At 38.0% G+C, this 20455-nt stretch carries 16 protein-coding genes and 5 tRNA genes; 14 read left to right on the forward strand and 7 right to left on the reverse strand.

Going from position 1 to position 20455, the window contains the following annotated elements; all coding sequences use genetic code 11:
• Positions 1–47: 47 nt before the first annotated feature.
• The gene (gene dcd / locus H4J62_RS05230; RefSeq protein ID WP_070376602.1) at positions 48–644 is read left to right on the forward strand and encodes a dCTP deaminase; all 597 of its coding nucleotides are present in this window, start codon (positions 48–50) and stop codon (positions 642–644) included.
• Positions 645–710: 66 nt separating this feature from the next.
• Here dcd and yvcK read toward each other — a convergent pair whose 3' ends face one another.
• Complete coding sequence (yvcK, locus tag H4J62_RS05235; RefSeq protein WP_182214237.1) at positions 711–1619, reverse strand: uridine diphosphate-N-acetylglucosamine-binding protein YvcK; 909 nt, start codon at positions 1617–1619, stop codon at positions 711–713.
• 412 nt (positions 1620–2031) lie between these two features.
• Here yvcK and H4J62_RS05240 point away from each other — a divergent pair.
• The 5 genes from H4J62_RS05240 to H4J62_RS05260 all read left to right on the forward strand — a co-directional run bounded on the left by H4J62_RS05240 (position 2032) and on the right by H4J62_RS05260 (position 3072).
• Positions 2032–2107 (forward strand) — tRNA-Ala (locus H4J62_RS05240).
• A gap of 105 nt (positions 2108–2212) precedes the next feature.
• Positions 2213–2288 (forward strand) — tRNA-Glu (locus H4J62_RS05245).
• Between the two features lie 186 nt (positions 2289–2474).
• Positions 2475–2550: transfer RNA gene (locus H4J62_RS05250), tRNA-Glu, on the forward strand.
• Between the two features lie 185 nt (positions 2551–2735).
• Positions 2736–2811: transfer RNA gene (locus H4J62_RS05255), tRNA-Glu, on the forward strand.
• 185 nt (positions 2812–2996) lie between these two features.
• A tRNA-Glu gene (locus H4J62_RS05260) sits at positions 2997–3072 on the forward strand.
• Between the two features lie 423 nt (positions 3073–3495).
• On the opposite strand, the gene H4J62_RS05265 is transcribed toward H4J62_RS05260, so the two are convergent.
• Positions 3496–5070, reverse strand: coding sequence for a cation:proton antiporter family protein (locus tag H4J62_RS05265; RefSeq protein WP_182214239.1), 1575 nt, complete (start codon positions 5068–5070; stop codon positions 3496–3498).
• Position 5071: 1 nt separating this feature from the next.
• Complete coding sequence (locus tag H4J62_RS05270) at positions 5072–5710, reverse strand: arylesterase (RefSeq protein WP_182214241.1); 639 nt, start codon at positions 5708–5710, stop codon at positions 5072–5074.
• Here H4J62_RS05270 and H4J62_RS05275 point away from each other — a divergent pair.
• From H4J62_RS05275 to H4J62_RS05285, 3 genes are all read left to right on the forward strand, one after another.
• Positions 5709–6443: an ABC transporter ATP-binding protein gene (locus H4J62_RS05275; RefSeq protein WP_182214243.1), complete on the forward strand. Its 735-nt coding sequence runs from the start codon at positions 5709–5711 to the stop codon at positions 6441–6443. The genes H4J62_RS05270 and H4J62_RS05275 overlap by 2 nt on opposite strands.
• A gap of 2 nt (positions 6444–6445) precedes the next feature.
• Positions 6446–9019 (forward strand): ABC transporter permease, encoded by a 2574-nt coding sequence (locus tag H4J62_RS05280; RefSeq protein ID WP_182214244.1) that lies wholly within the window; start codon positions 6446–6448, stop codon positions 9017–9019.
• Positions 9020–9124: 105 nt separating this feature from the next.
• Positions 9125–10174 carry an AI-2E family transporter gene (locus H4J62_RS05285; protein ID WP_070377248.1) on the forward strand — a complete coding sequence of 350 codons (1050 nt, stop codon included), beginning with the start codon at positions 9125–9127 and terminating at the stop codon, positions 10172–10174.
• A gap of 28 nt (positions 10175–10202) precedes the next feature.
• On the opposite strand, the gene H4J62_RS05290 is transcribed toward H4J62_RS05285, so the two are convergent.
• Positions 10203–10676, reverse strand: a complete 474-nt coding sequence (locus tag H4J62_RS05290) for a DUF2947 domain-containing protein (protein ID WP_182214246.1) — start codon at positions 10674–10676, stop codon at positions 10203–10205.
• Between the two features lie 389 nt (positions 10677–11065).
• Here H4J62_RS05290 and H4J62_RS05295 point away from each other — a divergent pair, with 389 nt between their 5' ends.
• The 3 genes from H4J62_RS05295 to H4J62_RS05305 all read left to right on the forward strand — a co-directional run bounded on the left by H4J62_RS05295 (position 11066) and on the right by H4J62_RS05305 (position 13824).
• The gene (locus H4J62_RS05295; protein WP_182214247.1) at positions 11066–12532 is read left to right on the forward strand and encodes a methyl-accepting chemotaxis protein; all 1467 of its coding nucleotides are present in this window, start codon (positions 11066–11068) and stop codon (positions 12530–12532) included.
• Positions 12533–12536: 4 nt separating this feature from the next.
• Positions 12537–13043 carry a DUF6436 domain-containing protein gene (locus H4J62_RS05300; protein WP_182214249.1) on the forward strand — a complete coding sequence of 169 codons (507 nt, stop codon included), beginning with the start codon at positions 12537–12539 and terminating at the stop codon, positions 13041–13043.
• A 133-nt stretch (positions 13044–13176) separates the two neighbouring features.
• A complete protein-coding gene (locus H4J62_RS05305) occupies positions 13177–13824 on the forward strand; it encodes a DsbA family oxidoreductase (protein ID WP_182214251.1) in 648 nt (215 codons plus the stop codon).
• 202 nt (positions 13825–14026) lie between these two features.
• On the opposite strand, the gene H4J62_RS05310 is transcribed toward H4J62_RS05305, so the two are convergent.
• Complete coding sequence (locus tag H4J62_RS05310) at positions 14027–14800, reverse strand: sulfite exporter TauE/SafE family protein (protein ID WP_182214253.1); 774 nt, start codon at positions 14798–14800, stop codon at positions 14027–14029.
• Positions 14801–15185: 385 nt separating this feature from the next.
• On the opposite strand from H4J62_RS05310, the gene H4J62_RS05315 reads away from it, so the two are divergent.
• Positions 15186–16373 carry a YbfB/YjiJ family MFS transporter gene (locus H4J62_RS05315; RefSeq protein ID WP_182214254.1) on the forward strand — a complete coding sequence of 396 codons (1188 nt, stop codon included), beginning with the start codon at positions 15186–15188 and terminating at the stop codon, positions 16371–16373.
• Between the two features lie 486 nt (positions 16374–16859).
• Entirely contained in the window at positions 16860–18077 is a 1218-nt protein-coding gene (locus H4J62_RS05320) for an IS110 family transposase (protein WP_182214256.1), read from the forward strand.
• Positions 18078–18907: 830 nt separating this feature from the next.
• On the opposite strand, the gene H4J62_RS05325 is transcribed toward H4J62_RS05320, so the two are convergent.
• On the reverse strand, positions 18908–19432 hold the full coding sequence (locus H4J62_RS05325) for a YqhA family protein (RefSeq protein ID WP_182214258.1): 525 nt from the start codon (positions 19430–19432) through the stop codon (positions 18908–18910).
• 33 nt (positions 19433–19465) lie between these two features.
• Positions 19466–20392, reverse strand: coding sequence for a bestrophin family protein (locus tag H4J62_RS05330; RefSeq protein WP_182214260.1), 927 nt, complete (start codon positions 20390–20392; stop codon positions 19466–19468).
• Positions 20393–20455 lie beyond the last annotated feature (63 nt).

Consider the following 20455-nt stretch of genomic DNA (forward strand, 5'->3'; position numbering starts at 1 on the left):
TATAGCTAATTCCCTAACCTTAAAGTAATAACGTAAGAAGAACTAACATGAGATTGTCCGACAAAGACATAGAAACATCGCTTGAAAGAGGTGAAATTATTATTACCCCTGCACCCGATAGCAGTATGATTTCAGGGGTAAGTGTTGATATTCGTTTAGGTAACGAATTTCGCGTTTTTCAAGATCATACCGCACCTTATATCGACTTAAGTGGTCCCAAAGCTGAAATGCAAAAAGCGATGGACTCAGTGATGAGTGATGAAATTGTTATCGCTGATGGCGAGGCTTTCTTTTTACATCCAGGTGAATTAGCGCTAGCGGTTACCTATGAGTCGGTCACTCTACCTGATAATATCGTTGGTTGGTTGGATGGTCGTTCATCATTAGCGCGCTTGGGCTTAATGGTCCATGTTACCGCACATCGCATCGATCCTGGTTGGTCTGGGCAGATTGTTTTAGAGTTTTATAATAGTGGTAAGCTTCCCTTGGCACTTCGCCCTAAAATGAAGATAGCGGCACTAAACTTTGAAACTATGTCTTCAAGCGCTGCACGTCCTTATAATAAACGTGAAGATGCAAAATATAAAAATCAAACAGGTGCTGTTGCTAGCCGTATTAGTCAAGACGAAGCTTCTAAAAACTAAAAACTAAAAACTAAAAAGCCGTAAAATGAACGATCATTTTACGGCTTTTTATCAGCAGTCTAGAAACTAGGCAGAAATACTATTTTGTTTATCAATACCACTTATGCAAAGTTTTAATGCCTGTAACAGTTTCTCTTTATCATGGTTATGACTGTCTGAACCATTAGAAAGATCGCAATGAATAACGGGCAAAATAGTAGATGTAACCGTTTCATTTTGACAAATAACACTATCAATAGGTAAGCAGCCAATATTTTCTTTGATCCAATTAAGTTTCTCATCTAATGATAGTGCTGCGGCAGGACTGTCTTCTGGAGCTAAGTTCTCAATAAACACACAATGAGCTGAGCTTGCCTGAATCGCTTTAGTAATATCTCGCACTAACAAGGGTGGAATAACGCTGGTAAGAAAGCTCCCAGGGCCTAAAATAATCAAATCAGCAGACCTTATTGACTCAATGCACAAAGGCAAGGTTTTAACCAACGGGGCCAATAATAATTTTTCTGGCATTATCGGCATTTTATCAACCGAGAGTTCACCTATTTTACAACGTCCCTTAGGGTAGAAGGCCATTAGATCGGTTGGTGTCTCTGACATCGGATATAAAGGCGTTCTAACCCCTAATAAACGTCTTACAAGCTTTATCGAATCAAGTGGCCGAGATTGCAATTTCCCCAAGGCATATAAAATAAGATTACCTAGATTGTGACCACCGAGTTCATCTTGCCCATCAAATCTAAAGTCAAATAACTGGCTGCCAACAGAGTCCTCATCAACAAGCAATGTTAAGCAATTACGTAAATCACCCCAAGCAATAGAACTACTGCGCCTGCGTAAACGGCCAGTAGAGCCTCCATTATCGGTTGTGGTTACTATACCCGTTAACTGCTTTTTTAAAAAAGAGAGAGTAGATAACACACGACCTAAACCGTGTCCGCCACCAATAGCGACAACATTTAGCTTTTCTAGCTGCATGAAAAATTCTTATTATTATATCTTAGTACAACTTTAACCCCAATTTTGTCATAAAGAAACTATAAACCCTTATTTCATTGAGCTTGCCTAGATGTATTTTTTGAAATTAGGGAAAAAATAGCACCTTGTAGATAAATAATCGTTTAACATTAGTGACATCGCTTAATTGCAGATAAATAAAAGCGCTTTCGAAAAGTTGATATTGATAAATCACTGATTAAACAAAAAATAGTCAAGTTGATGTTTAAGTAAACACTTAACTAAAAACTTTGCAAAAAACACCTTTTTATCTAAAATAATAGTTGACAGTTTTAGGACGGGTGCTTAGAATGCGCCTCGCTTTCAACGAGTGATTAATCATTTGTTAGGCAATGAATTTATAGCATATTAGGCCATGTTATTAATTTGTAGCGGGGCTATAGCTCAGCTGGGAGAGCGCTTCGCTGGCAGCGAAGAGGTCTGCGGTTCGATCCCGCATAGCTCCACCAAGTTTTAAGTTATTTAATTAAGTTAATCTTTATTTAAATAATATTGGTTTTAAGTGTTTTTTATCACTTAAAATAGAAAAGTTTACTTTTCACGATAGTATTTGTGTCCCTATCGTCTAGAGGCCTAGGACACCGCCCTTTCACGGCGGTAACAGGGGTTCGAATCCCCTTAGGGATGCCACTTATTTTTTTATCGCCATATTGGCCGTAATTAAATAAGTAAACAGGGTATAACAAACTAGGTCTTGTTATTTCCTTTGATTGAAGAATGTTTTCAATGATAAAAACAAGATGTAAATCTTGTCCGATGCTTTTCTAAGTAATTGAAAATTGTTTATTCAATATTCAGTTACTCAATAGTTTTAGTGTCCCTATCGTCTAGAGGCCTAGGACACCGCCCTTTCACGGCGGTAACAGGGGTTCGAATCCCCTTAGGGATGCCACTTATTTTTTGTTTCCTTTATCGGAAGTTAATAAATAGGTAAAAAGGGTATAACAAACTAGGTCTTGTTGTTTCCTTTGATTGAAGAACGTTTCAATCATAAAAGCGAGATGAAAATCTTGTTTGATGCTTTTCTAAGTAGTTGAACCTTGTTTATTCAATGTTCACTTACTCAATAGTTTTAGTGTCCCTATCGTCTAGAGGCCTAGGACACCGCCCTTTCACGGCGGTAACAGGGGTTCGAATCCCCTTAGGGATGCCACTTATTTTTTATTTCCTTTATTGGAAGTTAATAAATAGGTAAAAAGGGTATAACAAACTAGGTCTTGTTGTTTCCTTTGATTGAAGAACGTTTCAATCATAAAAGCGAGATGAAAATCTTGTTTGATGCTTTTCTAAGTAGCTAAACCTTGTTTATTCAATGTTTACTTACTCAATAGTTTTAGTGTCCCTATCGTCTAGAGGCCTAGGACACCGCCCTTTCACGGCGGTAACAGGGGTTCGAATCCCCTTAGGGATGCCACTTATTTTTTATGTAACGAGTTACTAAAGAGTCAGTGCTATAAGTGATATAAAAAAACCGACTTATTGTCGGTTTTTTTATGCCTGAAATTTGATGTTTCAATAAGAATATTACCTTAAGTCTATTTTAAGCATTTAAGCAATCCTGTGTTACATTGCTAAGCTTGTATCATACAAAGTGACTTAGGATCACCTTTTTCGAGTTTGTCTGCTAAGATGCTTTAGCTTTTACGTCGTGGTACCACTATTTTATCGAACATCGTCGATCAAACCCAGTGATCTTTAGTCGCTGGGTTCACCATCTGACAGTCTTATGAGTTTACTGAGCAGCCTAAAGGCGATAGTAAAAGCAAAGTAACAGGATGATCTGTTACTTATTAGCAATCAATCTTTAGTGGCCAGACTACTGGTTCAAGTCGTTATATTACTGTTTATTCGGTTTGATCATCGCTAAGCTTTCCTCAGCAAAACCAACGCCAGCCTCAGTATAGAAGTTAAACACTTTATCTACGCCAAAGGTTTCAATTTCTTGGCGCTCATCATCAAACCGAGCAATAGCCGCTATTTGACCTTGATAATTTGCATGTCTTAATTGTAAGGTTATATTTTTAATATCTTGAATTTTTGGCAGGGCGAGCAAGATTAACTCTAGTTTCTCTATTTCTATATTTTCCCAAAAATCAATATTTTCCGCGTCACCACAAAATGCTTGCACGTCATTATCATTCAACCAAGCGATCTTACCTTGGTCGGCATCTAATCCCCATACTTGACCCGTAGCCTGGCTGTCTAAAGCTTTATAAGCGCCCATACCAACGCGACCCATACCAATTACAACAATCGGTGCATCACAAGGTTGTATAAAGTTATCTTCACTGAGTTTACTTTTTCTTTCGTATTTACAAATAAACAATTTATGTCGGGTGAAAATCCGATGAGCAAAGTTATAAGTGATATTAGTAATAATAAACGATAAGGAAACGGCCAAGGACAAAATGACCAACCAATCATTTGTTAACCAGCCATTTTTTGTTGATAGCGAAGCGATGATCAAACCAAACTCACTAAAATTGCTTAATGCTAGTGCCGTTAAATAAGAGGTTCTGCCACGTAATTTAAATTGTGTGAATAAGAAAAAGAATAAGAAAAATTTTACAGGGATAAGTAAAGTTAGTAGGCCTGCCATCGCAAGCATTTCTACTGTGGGTAATGCAGTAAAGCCAATAGATAAGAAAAAACCAATTAAAAAGAGATCTTTAAAGCCCATCAATGATTTATTAATTTCACTGGCTTTACTGTGCGAAGCCAAATACATCCCGACGAGCAGGGCGCCCAAATCACCTTTAATGCTCACTAACTCGAAAAGTTCATAGGCACCAAAGGCTAAGAAAAATCCGGTTAGCGGAATAAGTTCACCGTGACCTACTTGGTCAATAAGTTTATTGATTAACGGCTTTATAAAAAAGGCACTCAACAACAGTAAAGCCCATAATGTTGGAGACTTACCGGTCGCCACCACTAAAAATATTACCGCGACAATATCTTGTATCACTAAAATTCCCACGGCTAATTTACCGTGGCGCGTGCGCATTTCGCCGTGATCTTCCATCAGCTTAACGACACAAACCGTACTACTAAAGCTCAAGGCAAAAATAATTAACCCTAAGGTGTAAAAAGACAAGTCAGCAAAGTAACTAATAGCAGCAAGGGCAAGTAATTTTAGCAGCAAAGCACCGATTAACACCCAAGTGACACTATGAGACAAACTACCTAACCAGACTTCTTTTTTTAATAAGTCTTTAACATTGAGTTTTAAACCAATAGTAAATAACATTAAGGTGATGCCTAGGTTTGCTAATGTATTGATACTGTCGTCGGCTTGAAAACCGAGAAAATTTAGTAAAAACCCTGCAAAGAGATAACCAATTGATGGTGGTAATGAAAATGACTTTGCTGCCATCCCACAACCAAAGGCAAATAGAATCCAAATAAAATCCATATTATTCTTCCATGATTTCTGTAAACTGACTAGCAACAAATTCAGCAATAATTGGCTGAGCTTTAACATTGGGATGAATGCCATCTTTTTGCATTAAACTGGCGTCGGTGACTAATGGCTCAACAAAAAAAGGTAACAAGTTAATGTTAGTTTCAGCGGCAACATCAATAAATACTTGTTCAAACATTTTATTATAACGAGGCCCATAATTTGGGGTGATTTTGATTTGATAGAGTGACACTGGAATGTTTTTATCTTGAGCGAGCTTTATCATTTGTAACAAATTATTTTTAATTTTCTTTGGTGAGTAGCCTCTAAGACCATCATTGCCACCAAGTTCTATCACTAAATGGTCAACTTTTTCTTTGGCTAATATCCCAGGTAACCTTGATAAACCGCCTGTTGTAGTCTCACCACTAATGCTAGCATTAGTGATCTTATAAGGACTTTTTTGCGTAGTTAATTGTGTATTTAGCAGGTGAACCCAGCCTTGGTTTTCTTTCATTCCATAGCTTGCACTAACACTATCACCTAGTAGTAAAATAGAATGCTTGGCTGAAGGGTTAGCCAATGTCGAAAAAGATATAGAAATTAAAGCTATTAAGCTTAAAAACAAAATATAAATGGGATGTTTATTCATGAAGTCAAATTCCGAAGCCATATTAAAAGTAAGTGCGTTAACTAAGTCTGTGCAGTTAGAAGAGAAAACTCTTGATCTACTTCAACCTGTTCACCTAACGGTCAATACAGGTGAAACATTAGCAATAGTAGGTTCATCAGGCTCAGGAAAAACAACCTTGTTAGCTATTTTAGCGGGCTTAGATTTACCTACGTCAGGTGAAGTTTATCTTAAAAACCACCCATTGCACCAGTTTAATGAAGAGCAACGTAGTCAAGTACGAGCAGATCACGTTGGATTTATCTTCCAGCAATTTTTATTAATTAGCAGTTTAACTGCACTTGAAAATGTTATGTTGCCGGCTGAATTAGCAAATTTACCTGATGCAAAACAACAAGGACTGGCGTTACTTGATGCTGTAGGCCTTGGTGAACGTGCTGAACACTATCCGTCACAATTATCGGGTGGTGAACAACAACGGGTCGCTATTGCTCGCGCTTTTATTACCAAGCCCGACGTATTATTCGCCGATGAACCTACGGGCAATTTAGATACCAAAACAGGCGTTCATATCGCCGATTTACTTTTTCAATTAAATGAAAAACATGGCACCACCTTAATATTGGTTACTCACGATCCAAAATTAGCCCAGCGCTGTCAACGTCAAGTTGAAATGGACAGCGGCGTTTTACAAGAGGTTAATCTCAACAACGCCAATCAAGATGAACTTCCTGCTCATATGAAAGTAGGTTAACGATGACTGAATTAAGGGTAAAACCATCAAAGACTTGGGTTAAACAATCATTACGACTGTTACATCATGAGTTTCGCCGCGGTGACTTAACCATTATATTTTTAGCGATTGTTCTCGCAGTCGGCACAGTATTTTCATTAACGGGTTTTTCAGAGCAAATTAAGCAAGCTATCATCACCAACAGCGCTAACACCATAGCAGCCGATCGGGTGCTGGGCTCTAACCGAGTAATACCGACCGAATACCTTGATAAAAGTGATAGTTTATCGCTCAATGTCGCCTCGAAAATATTACTCGATTCTATGGTTTTTTCAGGTGATAACATGCTGTTATCTGAACTTGATGTTGTTTCAGAAAAATATCCTTTGCGCGGCGAGCTTCTTGTTAAAACGTCGCTAGATCAAGAAATACCCAGCTCGGTTGGCGCGCCACAACAAGGAACGGCTTATGTAGAAGAAAGTATTCTTAGCCGTCTTGATGTTAAAATCGGTGGCACAATAGAGGTCGGGGTTCTCCCGCTGACTGTTGCCGGTGTTATTGTAGAAATTCCTGACCGTTCATACCGTATGTTTGTTGCCGGACCCACTATATTTCTTAATATTAAAGATATTGAGAAAACCCAGTTGATAAAGCCCGGCAGTCGCGTTTATTATCAATATATGTTTGCGGGGGAGCGTGACGATATTGAAACATTTGAAACCTGGATAAAGCCACAACTCAATGAAACTCAAAATTGGTACGATGCTAAATCAGCAAAAAACCGTCTATCAAAGGTCTTAGACAGCTCAGAGAAGTTTTTATCGTTAGCCAGTATGTTAGGTATTGTGCTTGCTGCTGTTGCTGTTGCGGTTGCCAGTCGACGGTATGGGCAACGTCATCAACCTATGGTTGCAGTATTTAAAGCGTTAGGCGCTTCAACGTCTCATGTAAAAAAATTGTATATGCTGCACTGGGGCTTACTTAGCTTAATAAGTATCATAGTAGGGCTTGTTGTTGGTTATATGCTGATGCTCGCCGGTGTGAGTGCTATAGAAAGCTACTTGTCATTAGATGAAAGCCAACTAACGTTTAAACCATTTATCACTGCTGTGATAACGGGAGTGCTTTGTGCGGTTGCCTTTGCCATTCATCCTATTACTGAATTAATTTCAACGAAACCACTCGATGTTATTCGCGGTTTTAGCAAAAATGAATTACCAAGGTTTGGTTGGCATCAAGTGATCCCACTACTGGCACTCTTTGCGCTACTGATGTTATTTAGTCACGATCTCGTTATGAGTTTGTCATTGTTGTTAGGTGGTATATTAGTTTCTGGTGTTTTATTGCTTTTAGGGCGATTAATCATGGGGGCAGGGCGAAGTGCTGGTGCTAAAGCCGGTAAAGCTTGGCATCTGGCTTTAGCAAACTTAAAGCGCCGCGCCAATGAAAATAGTGTGCAATTAGTCAGTTTTACTATCGCTATTCAGTTATTACTACTAATAACGGTAATGAAAAGTTCAATTATTGATGAGTGGCAAGCACAGTTCCCGGAAAACACGCCTAATCATTATTTACTTAATATTGCCAATGAAGAAGTTGCACCACTGCAAGCTTTTACCGAGCAGCTCAATCTCGATAATCAGGGGTTTTATCCTATTTTTCGAGGACGTTTATCAGCGATTAATGGTGAAAAAACAGTCAAAATTGACGAGGATGAGAATAAAGATTCAGCAACGACCGACACAGACAAACCCAAGGTAGAGGATAAAGAAAAGCCAAAAGAGCGAAAAGGTGCTGGCCGTGAATTAAGCTTAACATGGCAAGAGCAATTACCTTTGACCAATGAAGTTATCGAAGGGCAATGGTGGCAAATAGAGGATACTTTACCACAAGTCTCTATGGAAAAAGGTATGGCTGAACGTTTAGATGTTAAACTTGGCGATGAGCTCACTTTTACTATTGGTACTGACGAATTCACTGTGCCGGTTACTAGTATTCGCGACGTTAACTGGAAGAGTCGACAGTTAAATTTTATTATGATTTTCAATGAAGCTGCCGTTATCGATATAGAGTCCACTTCTATTTCGGCGTGGATGATATCAGATCAACAAAAAAATGAAGTTTATCGCTTTTTAAGCCAATATCCTACCATCTCAATTATGGATTTTGGTGCAATTATGAAACAACTGACCAGCATGATAGAGCAAGTTTCAATCGCGATTGAACTTATTTTAGTGTTAGTTATTTTAGCGGGTAGTTTAGTGTTGGTTGCACAAGTGCAAGCAAGTATGGAAGAGCGTGAGCGAGAGTTAGCGATATTGCGTACCTTAGGCGCGAAAGGTTCACTACTGCGAAATAGCGTATTGTTTGAGTTTGTTGCACTTGGCGCTGTTGCGGGGTTAATGGCGAGTATTGCGATGGAAATAGCGGTGTTTTTCTTGCAAACGCAAGTCTTTGAAATGTCGGCGAGCTTTCATTTCAATTACTGGTTAGTGGGTATCGCTGCTGGCGCTGGATTTGTTGGTATCATGGGCATGCTAAGTTGTTGGCGATTATTGAATATGTCAAGTTTGACCTTGATCCGTCGAACAATGTAAACCGCGCTTGCTTGTTAACAATCGAAACTTAAGTTTATTAACACTAGATTTAAGTTTCGGGTATAGTAAGGTTTTTTAAATGATAAAGTTAACACTATGGGATTAATGGAAAAATCAGGCGGTGCAGTAAAAATGCTAGTAGTAACCGCAGCACTGTTTATTGTTTTTGCAGGGATAAAAACGGCTGCTAATATTTTAGTACCTTTTTTACTTTCTGTTTTCATCGCTATTATTTGTAACCCGCTTATTGCCCGCGCTAGCCGTTATAAAATACCAAAAGTAATAGCGGTACTTTTAGTCATAGCCTTGTTCGTTATTGTTGCTTTATCTCTTGCGGGGTTAGTTGGAAAATCACTCACCGAACTATCCCTTAAATTACCTGAATATCGCGAGCAATTAAGAGTACAGTTTATTTGGATAACTGAGCAGTTAGCCGATAAAAATATTATTATATCGTCAGCGTTATTAATGGAATATTTTGACCCCGCTGCAGCCATGGGCTTAGCAGCCGATATGCTTAGCGGATTAGGCAGTGTGATGGCCAATTTATTTCTTATTATCATCACGGTTATATTTATGCTTTTTGAAGCCTCGTCTTTACCTAAAAAGTTACATTTTGCTTTAGCGGATCCCGAAATGCGCTTAAAGCAAATAGACCGTTTTCTTACCTCGGTAAATAACTATTTAGCGATTAAAACCTTAGTGAGTATTGCTACCGGTATTATAGTGTCAATAATGCTCTGGGCGTTTGGTTTAGACTTTTACTTGCTTTGGGGTGTGCTTGCTTTTCTGCTTAATTATATTCCTAATATTGGCTCTATTATCGCAGCGGTTCCGGCGATGTCACTGGCCGTATTACAATTGAGTTTGCCTGAGGCCGGTCTTATCGGTTTAGGCTATATCACTATTAATATGGTGATGGGAAATATTGTTGAACCTCGTTATTTAGGAAAAGGCTTAGGGTTGTCAACCTTAGTGATTTTTCTGTCATTAATCTTTTGGGGATGGTTACTCGGCTCAGTAGGGATGTTACTTTCGGTGCCATTAACCATGATCATTAAAATAGGCTTAGAGAACGCAGAAGAAGGTCGTTGGTTTGCTGTGCTATTGTCAGGTGAAGACGATATTAACGAACTTGAACATGTTAAGCGCTAAGCCTAAATTTAATTGGCTGTATCTGTCTTTACTTTTTTAAACCAAGCTTACATTGACCATTAGATAAAAATTGCACCGCTTCTTTACGCTTTTTGCCGATAAGAAGTGGTCCATCATCCATAAAAAGAAAGTTCTTCCAACAACGCTGGAAAACAGCCCAAGTTGTTTCAATAACATTGTTTTTTGCACTACAAAAATAAACCACGGTATTATTGTCCCACGCTAAATGAGCAACAACTTCTGCAGGCAATTCTGCTTGTTCACTATCCCAAATACTTTCCCATGCCAATGTTTTCTGCCAAGTTGTTTCTTCAAATGGCCAATCACCCTTTTTGAAAAAATCAGGATGGTCGACTTGTCGACTAATAAAGGTATCCCAAACAACTTGTGCTCGTGCTTGAACCATAGGTTTTATTTTTGTTTTATCTTTATCATTGATCGGCAGGCTTTTATGTCTAAAAATCCAAGCATTTTTAAGGTCATCTAAAGGAATATAATTCATGAATTCACTAGTATTGGTTTAATGTTATAAGCAGAAGTAGGCAGATGATACACCATTATGATTGAGTTTTTTATCTTGAACCTGGGTTATTTTTTATATCGCCTGTATAGCCAAGCTAAATAAAACATATTTTTATAAATATTTAACCGCTTAGGTATTATCTAACTAAGCCAATAGCTATTAAATTAACTGACTTAAATACTTATGATATTGATTTGTCAATTTTATTGAACTAAAGTTATGGTATCTTGATTTAAAGCGCGATTTACAGGGATTTCAGAGATTTACAGGGCTAGGTTTTATTTGCGATGGTAGCAATTGAACCCTAATATGTCGAACTTTAACCATAGTGAAATTGATGTTAATTATGTCTGTATAACGGGATAAAAATGAATAAAAATAACACACTATTTACATACCTTTTATGTATTTTATTTGCTGAAAGTTTGCTCTTGGCTTTCATCTATGATTCATACCTATCAGCACTTATTATTGGCCTACCTGCATTACTTGTGCCGATATACTTCTACAAAACAGCCGGAGATGGTGCTATTTCAGGTCATGTTTCAGCGCTCGCAGTCATGATATTTGCAGCCTTGCATATTCATCAAGCACAGGGCTTAATTGAAGTTCATTTCGAAATTTTTATCCTTTTAGCGTTTTTAATTATTTTTCAAGATTGGCGGGTATTCATTACGGCTATTCTTGTTGTTGCCGTACACCATTTTTCTTTTTACTACTTGCAGGTAAATGATACGGGTGTTTATATCTTTGACGAAGATAGATTGCTCTTCTCAACCGTTATAATACATGCTGTTTATGCTATTACTGAGTCTATTATTGCTGGCTACATAGCACATTCCATGAAAGTAGAAAGTGAAGCAGGTAAAGAATTATCGTTAGTGGCGACTTCATTAACGGTTGATGTCAATGCGATTGACTTGAGCATCAAGGCAAGAGCAAATAATAATACAACCTTATTGTCTTTTAATGAATTATTAGACTTATTATCAAAGGTTATTCAAGGGGTAAAAGAGCAAGTTGTCGAATTAAATGCTAACTCACAAAATTTAAATAGAACCAAAGAAGAACTTGAAAGCTCGACAGCACAGCGTCAACAAGAAACTGAAGTGATTGCGACATCGGCAGAAGAAATGGCAGTAACAGTAGCATCTATCGCGCAAGAAACGACTCAGTTAAGTGATCAGATGAAAGAAGCTACTGACTTTACGAAGGCATCCAATGAAGAAATTATTAGCATTAATAATCAAAACAAAAACTTAACATCTGCACTTGAAAAGACCAGCGAACAAGTGAACGATCTCGCTAACTCTACAGAAGCTATTTCGAAGGTATTATCTGAAATAAGTGGTATTGCTGAGCAAACAAATTTATTAGCGTTAAACGCGGCAATAGAAGCAGCGAGAGCAGGAGAGCAAGGTCGAGGGTTTGCTGTTGTTGCCGATGAAGTCCGTGCGTTAGCAACTCGCACTAAAGAAAGTACTGACAAAATAGGTCAAACGCTTTCCCTGTTAAAAAGTTACTCTAAGTTAACAACAGATTCAATGACCCATAGTATTGGGATTGTTCAATCGGTCATTGAAAGTGCTGATAAAGCTCAAAAACAAATAGCTCAAGCGTCAGCACTCGTGGAGCATGCCAGTGCTATATCGATTAATGTCGCCGCAGCGGTTGAGCAACAATCAGTAACCACTGCAGATATAGCAAAAAGTGCCGAAACGTTAAGAGATACAGCTTTAGTCGACAGAGAAAGAGTCCAAGCATTAGCTTCAGAGGCCGATAGTGTTAGTGTTACCTCGAATGCAATGGCACTTAATATTGCTCGTTTTAAATAAACTAATGTCGAAACTTCAGTGGGGAGTACTTACCGTGTGGATAGCTTTTACGCTATCTGCATTTGGTTACCTGATAAAAGATAGGCTTGTCGAGTTTGATGAGAGTAATAAGTTAGCGGGTGTAGGAAATCAGGAGCTATCTGGTTATTTGTTACCTTATGCCAAGCCGGCCAATATGACGGGTCAAAAAACACTACTCCATTTCTCTACACCGAGTTGTAAATGCCAACAGTACAGTGAAAAACATATTAAAGATCTCAATAAACTGGCGGGTGCTAATGATTTTTTAATAAAGAATGTTGTCATTAATGAGCACAATGTTATTCCCTCCACGCCCTCTGTAGCACTAATAGATGAATCAGGAGAGGTTGTCTATTTTGGTCCTTATGGGCAAGGTTTAGCTTGCTCGCAAACGTCAGGCTATGCCCAGACTATGTTAAATAACTACTTAAAAGGTTATGCCGCTAATCTTGTTGTTAAAGAAGCGAAAGGTTGTTATTGCAATGTATAAAACTACTTTATGTTAATCTATCGCTAACCATTTACTGTCATGGTTAGTTTTCTTTACTTAGCTTATTTTTTACTCGGCTTAAACGCTGCAAATAATTTAAGTTATTTTACCAACAAATTTCAAGTGAAAAAATATGAGTAAACACCTTAAATTAGACATTGTCTCCGACGTTTCCTGCCCTTGGTGTATTATTGGTTACCAGTCTTTAAATCAAGCATTAACCAAACTTGCGGATGATATTTCAGTTGATATCACCTGGCAACCGTTTGAGCTCAATCCTGATATGCCAAAAGAAGGTCAGGATATTACCGAACACATTACCGAAAAATACGGCATTAGTGTTGAACAAAGTGAGCAAAATAGACTGATGATCAAGCAACGAGGTTTAGCGCTTGGTTATGAATTTGGTAACCGTGGTGGTGGTCGAATATATAATACATTTGACGCACATCGGCTGCTTCATTGGGCAAAAGAATATAATAAGCAGACTGAACTTAAACTCGCCTTGTTTGATCTGTATTTTAAAGAGAGTGGCGATCCCAGTGATCATCAAAAGCTACTCGATGTAGCGCAAAGTGTTGGTTTAGATAAAGAAAAGGCTCAACAAATATTAGCGTCTGATGAATACGAAGAAGAGGTGCGTACTTTGCAACGCCATTATCAATCAATGGGCATAAGCTCAGTGCCTGCCGTGATAGTCAATGATAAGCATTTGATTAGTGGTGGTCAGCCAGCGGATGTTTTTGAACAAGCATTACGTGAAATAGCTAAAGAAAGTTAAGAAACGGCCTAACAACCCTTTATAAATAAACGTTCAAATGGTATTTAAGTGGATTTAATCGGCCTTACATAAACTGCTATTAGTTTTACAAGGTTCTTATTCGAATGCGCTTTGGTTACATTTTTAACCAATAAACGCTGCCACTTAACTTACCATCTCATTGATATCACCGGCTGTTGCGGGGCGAAAGCTTATCTAAACGTTAGCTCGCATAACTATCATAAAAGAAATACAGAGTGGTTATAATACTCGCGAAAATAACAAAATACCTGACCTTAGCTTGTGGCAATTTGCGTGAAACATTTGCAGCAATATAACCTCCAGCTAATGTGCCACATAGCACAATAGTTCCTTGATACCAGGCAATCACATCATTGTAAATAAACACTGTGATAGCAATTATTGATACTGCTGAGGATATCAATAGCTTTAAGCCATTCATTGTATTGATATTAGTGTGACCAGCTAATGCCAGATAGCTAAGGGTAATTATGCCTAAACCGGCATTAAAAAAACCACCATAAATAGCGATACCTAACAGAACAATGACCAGTAATAAACTACCTATTGATGAGGCATGTTGGTGATTGACTGCCAATTTTTTAAGTCCAGCATTAATCTTGCCGCCAAAAACAAACAATACACTCGCAAATAACAGTAACCAAGGGATAGCCTCACGAAACAACACTTCAGGTGTTTTTAGTAATAACCATGCACCGATAATACCGCCGATCACGCTGATTGTTATAATAAGTGGCAGTTGAGCTTTATTAGCAGCAATCTCTTTTCGAAAAGCATAAGTACCGCTCATATAGCCGGCACATGAGGCAAAAGTGTTGGTCGCATTTGCGATAATGGGAGGAAGGCCAACAAAAATAAGTGCGGGGAAGGTAATAAAGCTCCCGCCACCAGCAACTGAGTTAAGCACACCACCAAAAAAACCGGCAAAGAACAGAAAAATCAATTCAAATGACATTAAAAATAATAAACCTGAGCGATTAAATTAGCTAGACGATAACATATTTAAATTGAGTCCAATAGCAACATATAGTTTACTGATAATCTAAAAGTTAAAGGGGGTTATAAAGGGGCGGGAGCGCTGTAAAGCTATATAAAAAGGGGCTATTACGTTGCACATTGAGATAATATTTACCTACGTGAAAAATTGTTCATTGCACTAAATATTATCATTGCCTTGGCACTCATTTTTTTTGTGCCAAATAATCTATAAAGATAAAGTCTCTGGTCATTATTATTTATATGACTATCTTGTATAGCATTTATCATTATTGGTGATTTACCTATCTACCCCTTTAGTTATACAGTGTAAGATATAGCGAAGAAATGTTTTTTGGACAAATATGCCACAATTTCACCGAGACAGTAACTACTCAATTTTATTAGCAGGTATCTTAGCCCTTGTGGTTGGGGTAGGTGTCGCTCGTTTTGTTTTTACGTCGCTGTTACCGACTATGCTAGAGGAGTCAATCAGCATCGCCTTCGCTGGTGTACTTGCCTCAATCAATTATCTTGGCTATTTGATGGGCTCTGTTTTTTCTATTTTTATTAAAGATATACATGCCAAGGTTAGGTATTTTAGATTTGGTTTGTGCCTTTGTGTGCTTTCTTCTTTTGTTTTAGGCATTACCGAAAATAATACTCTATGGATTATTGCGCGATTATTGGCGGGATTTGGTGCGGCAATGGCGCTCGTTGTTGGCTCTGCTGTTGTTATGTTAAAGCTAAAAGACACCAATAAGACTAAGGCGATGGGTATCCACTTTAGCGGTTTAGGTTTTTCAATTGTCATTACTGATTTAGTTATGAGAGCGGTATTTTATTTTGGTGGCGATTGGAAAGATGCATGGCTAGTACTCGCTATCCTTGGCGCTTTTTTATCTTGCTATTCGGCTTATATCTTAAGGTTTGATAGGCAACCAAGCAGTGAAGTGGTGAAACACAAGTTTGATAAAACGCTTTTTTCACCTATGGTTATTGTCTTAATTTTGGCTTACTTTACCGAAGGTATCGGTATGGTGGTACAAGCAACATTTCTGCCTGATATCGTCAATTCATTAGACGGATTAGCAGGATATGGCGGCTATGTATGGTTAGCCGTTGGTGTTGCTGGCATCCCTTCTTGCATTATATGGATGCGTTTAGCACATCGCTTTGGCAGTATTAATATTATGATGGCCGCTATGTTGTTGCAGATTGTTGGTATTTTAATTCCTACTTTTTCGAATAATATTATTATGAACCTTATTAGTGGTTTGTTTTTTGGCGCAACATTTATAGGTTTAGTTGCTTTGTTTATGAATTTTGCTGGCCAACTGTCCAATAAAAACCCAGTTTTTATCATGGGCGCAATCACATCAGCTTACGGCCTTGGCCAAATTATTGCCCCCTTGTATTGTGTGGCACTTATTGAACAATTTACTACTTATAACTATGCCTTATATTTAACGGCTATTATCGTTGCGGGTGGTATTTTGTTATTGACTTATGCCAAGCTAAACTTCAAAGAAGCCAATCAAACCATGCTGTAGATTTTAGTTTATGCTTTATCTGCAGGCACAGATAAAGCGCACTGTAGGTTAACGGTAAGTTTATTATCAAGTGTTACTGCGCATAACGATTGATATTAGTCTCATTTACGGTTGGTGGTTTTTTAAAGGGATGCAGTTAAGGTGGCTTTTTTGAAAAACGACTTTTCAATCATAATACTTGAGATTCAACCGGAATATTTAGGATCACTTTGTGCGCTTTACATAACGAGTTGAAAAACTTAAGGTCTTCTTAGATACGATATAGTCCTTTCAGTCTGAATAAACCTATAATTAGGGTGTTCAGACCATGTGCCTATTTCATACGAATATTGATACGATATCATTTCGATGGTTACCGCTTTACTTTCGATGTCATAGGTACGCCTTAGCTTAAAAACGAATACTCAGGGCTTGCGCATAAACGCTATCTATATCGCTTTCGAAAAGCTTTGGCATACATGCTGACAATGACAATTGGAGGTAATTATGACTAAGTTTTCAGTTTATATTGGTATTGATTGGGCAAATGATAAACACGATGTCTGCGTTCAAGTGGCTAATTCAAGTACACGAAAGTTTGAAGTAATTAAGCACTCACCTAAGTCGATCAACGAATGGATAAGCAGTCTTCATAAGCAATACAAAGGACAAATAGCTGTTGCTATTGAACTATCCAAAGGGCCTATAGTTTACGCACTTCAAAAGTTTGATTTTGTCACTATTCACCCAGTTAACACTTCAATGTTAGCTCAATACCGTAAAGCTTTTTCACCCAGCGGTGCAAAAGACGACCCAACGGACGCAGAGCTTGCTTTAGATTTAATGCTGAGATATCCGAATAAAATTAAAGCATTAAAAATGGAAAGTGAATCGGTTAGGAAATTGACGTATCTAGTCGAAAAGCGTCGTAAGTTAGTCGATGATAAAAGGCGGTTTAGCAACCGACTAATCATTACTCTTAAAGAATATTACCCTCACTTACTCGATTGGTTTTCACACCGAGGATCGGGGATATTTTGTGATTTCATTACACGTTGGCCCAACCTACAAAAACTTAAAAGAGCCAGACCGGATACGTTGAAAAAGTTTTTTTGCTCATACCCTGGACGTACTGCGGCATATAGCGTTAAGCGAATTCAATCTATTAGTGAAGCAGAGCCGCTCACTCTCGATAACGCAGTTATCGAGTCACACCAACTACTTGTTGCTGTGAAGGTTATTAAGGTCTTTGATAGAGAAATTAGTGAGTTGTTTAATGCCTTGCCCGATGCAGAGCTTTACAACTCATTACCGGGTACTGGCCCGTGTTTAGCTCCTAGGTTACTAGTGGCTATTGGGGAAAACCGTAGTCGATTCAATAGCGCATCGGAAATTCAAATGTATGCAGGGATAGCACCCGTAACAGTGCGTAGTGGTCAAAAGAGCTGGATTCATTGGCGATATCAGTGTTCTAAATTTACTCGCCAATCATTTATAGAATGGGCTACTAAAAGCATAAGGCAATCTTATTGGGCGGAAATTTATTATCAGCAACAAAGGGAAAAAGGTAATACCCACCAGGCAGCTGTGCGTTCATTAGCATTTAAGTGGATACGGATCGTATTTCGATGCTGGAAAACTAAAGAGCCATACAATGAAGCCAAGTATTTAAAAGCGTTGAGCGACAGAAATTCGCCATTACTTTTTAAAGAAAAAGCTTGTTAAAGGTCTCAGGGCGTAGAGCTGACATTAGCATCGATAGATTTTTGAGCTATTTGTAGTGTTAAAAGCGTAGAACTATCTTATCTTGACAGATAACTAAGCAACCTTAGGGGTCACTGATATTTTGAAGATTCAGATGAAATATAATATTGATTCTATGACGTTTTACCTCTATTCCGTCGTAGAAAAACACAAAAGAGTGGCCAAACTATTAGCTATTACAATAACTGAGACAACGGCCTTTCTTGTTCCTTCATTTTTAATCAAATTGACTGCTACTTGTTCTGCATTTCTTATTCATAAGTGAAGCTGACCAAACTAACATTCTTTTGAGGAGTTTCTGTGTTGTCTCTATTGTCATAAGATCATCTTTTCCTATTACTCCCATGCTAAGTAAAGTAGCTTCCATCATGTTTTATACCTCAATATTTTTAATGTCGATTACCATAAAAGGTGATACTGCTGGGTAGTCACTAGCATATATATGTTGTTTTTACTCAGAAGTTTATTTGTTGGTAGCATAATACACAATTACCCAAAGGGGATAAATAGCATTATTTGCAAAACATAATTACTAAACTGTAACAACCAAGCGCATGGGTAATTGAGTTTTAGTGCAGGTTAAAAAGATAAGGACAAAGTTATATTTAAATGAAATGGAAAATTTAATTTGCTGGGGGGATGAGGGGATTATAGATCCGATGGTGAATTTATATTTCAAAGAGGTATAACTATCACAAGATCACAATTAACAAACTGCTATGAGAACGTACAAGTCACCTTATACATTCTCATAGGGTACTATTTTATCGATAAGATTCACTGAGTATTACTTAATCACTGTTATTTTCAATTTTTCTCTCTTCACGACCTAATCCTAAAAACTTTAAACTCAAAGCAAGTAAGAGAATAGAAACAGGGAGTATTAATATCTCCCATGTGAGGCTATTTAAGTTAATCAAAATGATTTCAAGAAACTTAACAAACAAGATGATAACAATAACCTCACCCAGAATGTTCTTTAAACGACCAATATTTGGTGTGCTTATCCACCTGAGAACAGAGGTTTTATTTGTAACTTTCTTATCACAAATAAATAAGGTAAATACACCATGAGCGAAGATAAACAAGACAAGCGCAATGAGGAATGTGTCTAACGATTTAATTAAATAAGTCGTTGCTACTTCCGATGTATCAAGGTGGGTCAAGCTTTCATTGGCCACTTGCCCAAACAACACCGTCGTATAGGCCGAATAAGTCTTCATTGCCCCAACGATAAACAATAAAACAGATCCCAATAGCGAACAGATAATCGCTATCCAACTAATAAATCTAAATACATTAAATGTTTCTTTCATTTTTTAAATCCTTCAATAGCTTTTTCATATAGATCATTCAAGTCGGTGTTTTACGGGTTGAATAGGAGTGGGTAAATCGGTTTCACCCAAAGTTTCTAATAGGTTAATTTCAATAGTACGAGACATTGCGCTTAACGCTAAATCGTTAGCAGAAAGGCCAAATGGATCTTCTAACTCTTCACTTAAGGCATCTAAACCAAAAAACGTATAAGCCACTATTGCGCAAAATAACGGCGTAACTAACCCCTGTGAAGCAACAATACCAAAAGGTAATATTAAACAATAAAGATAAGCGGTACGCTGAACTAGCAGCATATAAGCAAACGGCAGTGGTGTGTTCTGAATACGCTCACATGCTGCCTGAACTGAGGCCATTGAGGTAATATGATCATCGAGACTTTGCATTAAAAAGTCTGAGAGTAATTTTTTATGGCCGCAGGTTCCTAGTTTTTTCCCCATCAAACGTAGCAAAGCATCAGGTAAATTTTTCGACTGACGTAGCGGTTCAATATCCTCTGGTTCAAGATATTTTTCTATATCATGCCAAGGATCTGATTGTCGAAGTTGATGTCGTAAGGCATGATTAAAAGCGATAGTTAAATGTATCATGCGTTTTTGTACTTCTACTCCGCCTTTAGCTTCCCCATCGATATATGAAGTCACCTGACGGGATAAGCTACGAGAATCAACGATGAGTTGTCCCCATTGCTTGCGTGCTTCCCACCAACGGTCATAACAGGCATTGTTTCTAAAACCAAGGAACAATGACAATGCTATGCCCAAGAGCGCTAACGGAGCCAAGGTAAAATTTGGAAATACTGCTGGATAATAATATTGAGTCGCCGCTACCATTGCTCCTAGAATAGTCATAAAAGCTATTTGTGGAAAAATAAGTGGTACAACAGAGCCGCGTATAATAAAAAACAGCTGGAATGCATTGGGTTTATTTCTAACAATCATTATTGCCTCGAAGTCGATGTTTCCGAATTAGTTAGGTTGAGTATAGTTTGCCGATACAAGTCA

Origin of the sequence: Colwellia sp. BRX8-5 (assembly GCF_014077325.1) — a bacterium.
Classification (GTDB): domain Bacteria; phylum Pseudomonadota; class Gammaproteobacteria; order Enterobacterales; family Alteromonadaceae; genus Colwellia_A.

Excerpts from the sequence above, each read along its gene's own strand:
- H4J62_RS05310 (WP_182214253.1), bottom strand. The coding sequence starts at position 14,800 with ATGTCATTTGAATTGATTTTTCTGTTCTTTGCCGGTTTTTTTGGTGGT.
- H4J62_RS05280 (WP_182214244.1), top strand. The coding sequence starts at position 6,446 with ATGACTGAATTAAGGGTAAAACCATCAAAGACTTGGGTTAAACAATCA.
- H4J62_RS05305 (WP_182214251.1), top strand. The coding sequence starts at position 13,177 with ATGAGTAAACACCTTAAATTAGACATTGTCTCCGACGTTTCCTGCCCT.
- dcd (WP_070376602.1), top strand. The coding sequence starts at position 48 with ATGAGATTGTCCGACAAAGACATAGAAACATCGCTTGAAAGAGGTGAA.
- H4J62_RS05275 (WP_182214243.1), top strand. The coding sequence starts at position 5,709 with ATGAAGTCAAATTCCGAAGCCATATTAAAAGTAAGTGCGTTAACTAAG.
- H4J62_RS05295 (WP_182214247.1), top strand. The coding sequence starts at position 11,066 with ATGAATAAAAATAACACACTATTTACATACCTTTTATGTATTTTATTT.
- H4J62_RS05285 (WP_070377248.1), top strand. The coding sequence starts at position 9,125 with ATGGAAAAATCAGGCGGTGCAGTAAAAATGCTAGTAGTAACCGCAGCA.
- H4J62_RS05265 (WP_182214239.1), bottom strand. The coding sequence starts at position 5,070 with ATGGATTTTATTTGGATTCTATTTGCCTTTGGTTGTGGGATGGCAGCA.
- H4J62_RS05270 (WP_182214241.1), bottom strand. The coding sequence starts at position 5,710 with ATGAATAAACATCCCATTTATATTTTGTTTTTAAGCTTAATAGCTTTA.
- H4J62_RS05330 (WP_182214260.1), bottom strand. The coding sequence starts at position 20,392 with ATGATTGTTAGAAATAAACCCAATGCATTCCAGCTGTTTTTTATTATA.
- H4J62_RS05320 (WP_182214256.1), top strand. The coding sequence starts at position 16,860 with ATGACTAAGTTTTCAGTTTATATTGGTATTGATTGGGCAAATGATAAA.
- H4J62_RS05315 (WP_182214254.1), top strand. The coding sequence starts at position 15,186 with ATGCCACAATTTCACCGAGACAGTAACTACTCAATTTTATTAGCAGGT.
- yvcK (WP_182214237.1), bottom strand. The coding sequence starts at position 1,619 with ATGCAGCTAGAAAAGCTAAATGTTGTCGCTATTGGTGGCGGACACGGT.
- H4J62_RS05300 (WP_182214249.1), top strand. The coding sequence starts at position 12,537 with ATGTCGAAACTTCAGTGGGGAGTACTTACCGTGTGGATAGCTTTTACG.
- H4J62_RS05325 (WP_182214258.1), bottom strand. The coding sequence starts at position 19,432 with ATGAAAGAAACATTTAATGTATTTAGATTTATTAGTTGGATAGCGATT.
- H4J62_RS05290 (WP_182214246.1), bottom strand. The coding sequence starts at position 10,676 with ATGAATTATATTCCTTTAGATGACCTTAAAAATGCTTGGATTTTTAGA.